This window comes from Microcystis flos-aquae FACHB-1344 (assembly GCF_014698375.1).
Taxonomy (GTDB): Bacteria; Cyanobacteriota; Cyanobacteriia; order Cyanobacteriales; family Microcystaceae; genus Microcystis; species Microcystis aeruginosa.
Window position 1 is genome coordinate 1 of sequence record NZ_JACJSW010000242.1, and the last position, 1,949, is coordinate 1,949.

The window sequence follows — 1,949 nt, forward strand, 5'->3', positions numbered from 1 at the left end:
TTAATCTTCCAATACGCTTCTTTCAACAATAGCCGTTCTCTGCACTTCTTCTTAGGTGCATGGCCGGTAATCGGTATCTGGTTTACGGCAATGGGTGTTAGCACCATGGCGTTTAACCTCAACGGTTTCAACTTCAACCAGTCGATTCTCGATTCTCAAGGTCGTGTAATTGGTACTTGGGCCGATGTGTTAAACCGCGCTGGTATCGGTATGGAAGTAATGCACGAGCGTAATGCACACAACTTCCCCTTAGACTTGGCTAGTGGTGAACAGGCTCCTGTAGCTCTGACTGCTCCCGCTATCAATGGTTAATTCCTAGTCTGAATGAAAAGGCACTCCCGCAAGGGGGTGCTTTTTTGTTGTTAGAATTGGGGAACAATGAAAAACGCTGCAAAATGCTTATTCTCAAACAATCATGATTATGACCGCTCTCACTGGAAAATATACTCTTAGTCAATATTTTGAGCGGGAAATACAATCCCAAACTCGTCATGAATATCTGGATGGAAAAATTATTGCTATGACAGGAGGGACACCGACTCATAACCGCATTATCAGTAATTTATTAGTGGCTTTATATACTGGACTAAAGAATCAACCCTATGCCGTTTTTGTCACCGATCAACGTTTATGGATACCTGAGCGTCAAATAGCTACCTATCCTGATATTATGGTGATGCCTGAACCTCTTATTTATCAAGAAGGACGCAAAGATACTTTAATTAATCCTGTTTTAATCGCTGAGGTTTTGTCTGCTGCAACGGCAAGTTACGACAGAGAAGAAAAGTTTGCCGCTTATCGAACCATTGCAACCTTTCAGGAATATTTATTGATTTCGCAGGAAAGACTTTATATTGAACATTTTCAAAAGGAAGGCGATTGCTGGGTGTTTACAGCTTATGAATCTGATAGGATAATTCATTTAAACTCTTTGCGGGTTGAGGTGGAGATAGCAGATATTTATAACAAGGTAATCTTTAGTTAAAGCTTTAAATTTGAAGCTTTTGTTATCATTAAACTAAACTAATCTTGGTCAGGAGTTAATTTTATGATATCCCCTCAAATTATTGAACTGGAACAAAAGTTACGAGATTTTTCGGTTGAAGATAAACAATGGTTATTAGAGCAGTTACACAAGCATTTAGAAGTTTTAAAAGAAAATGTAAATAGAAAACAGGCCAAAGATTTGATTATGGAAACATTAAATGAGGTTCAAAATATGCCCGATAATTGTTATCATGAAGTTTGGCAAAAATTTGATGACGCTTGTGTGAGAATTTCAGGAAACTTAGAAGAATCTGATTTACTATGATGTTTGCTCAAGATTCACCTCTTGTTATTCTTGATACTTCGGTTTTTCTTTCAGCTTTGTTAAGTAAAAATCCTAACAGTGCGCCTTGTCAAATTATTCGTTATTGGCGGGAGGATAGATTTAAGTTAGTTATTTCTCCTCAATTATTGGAGGAATTGGTTGAAAAACTATTACTGAAAAATATTGACAGAAATGATATTAAGGATATTTTAACGGCTATTTTTTATACTGCTATCAAAATTCAAGGCATTTATCAAGCAACGCTACTCGATCAGGTTGATCCAAATGATAATATGTTTTTGGCAGCCGCTTACGAAATAGGTGCTGATTATCTAGTTTCTTTAGATAAAAAACACATTTTACCGCTAAAGCATTATCATCATACACAAATTTTATCGCCAAATTTATTCTTACAAGTTTTGCAAAATAGTTAAAGATAAAAATGCGATCGCGTCTATTTGTAAAGAGATAATCCTAATCGTTAGGATTTCTTTTAAGATAAGATTTAAAGACAGGATTAATAGCTGGACTTCCCCGTTGACAAAAAGCCATAACCTGTGCTGTAGAAGGGATTAAAAGAATTTCTGATGCCCCGTTACTGGGTACAAATCAGGGAAACTCCCAATAAATCTAACGC

General features: G+C 36.5%; 4 protein-coding genes. All 4 read left to right on the forward strand.

Annotation, left to right across the window (positions count from 1 at the left end):
• Positions 1–312: photosynthetic reaction center family protein (locus H6G48_RS25665; protein WP_043998051.1), on the forward strand; the 312-nt coding region annotated here is incomplete at its 5' end.
• A gap of 109 nt (positions 313–421) precedes the next feature.
• Positions 422–985, forward strand: a complete 564-nt coding sequence (locus H6G48_RS25670) for a Uma2 family endonuclease (protein ID WP_190723846.1) — start codon at positions 422–424, stop codon at positions 983–985.
• Positions 986–1,048: 63 nt separating this feature from the next.
• Positions 1,049–1,312 (forward strand): hypothetical protein, encoded by a 264-nt coding sequence (locus H6G48_RS25675; protein WP_002803566.1) that lies wholly within the window; start codon positions 1,049–1,051, stop codon positions 1,310–1,312.
• The gene (locus tag H6G48_RS25680; RefSeq protein ID WP_110580077.1) at positions 1,309–1,746 is read left to right on the forward strand and encodes a putative toxin-antitoxin system toxin component, PIN family; all 438 of its coding nucleotides are present in this window, start codon (positions 1,309–1,311) and stop codon (positions 1,744–1,746) included. Before H6G48_RS25675 ends, H6G48_RS25680 begins: the two co-directional genes overlap by 4 nt.
• Positions 1,747–1,949 lie beyond the last annotated feature (203 nt).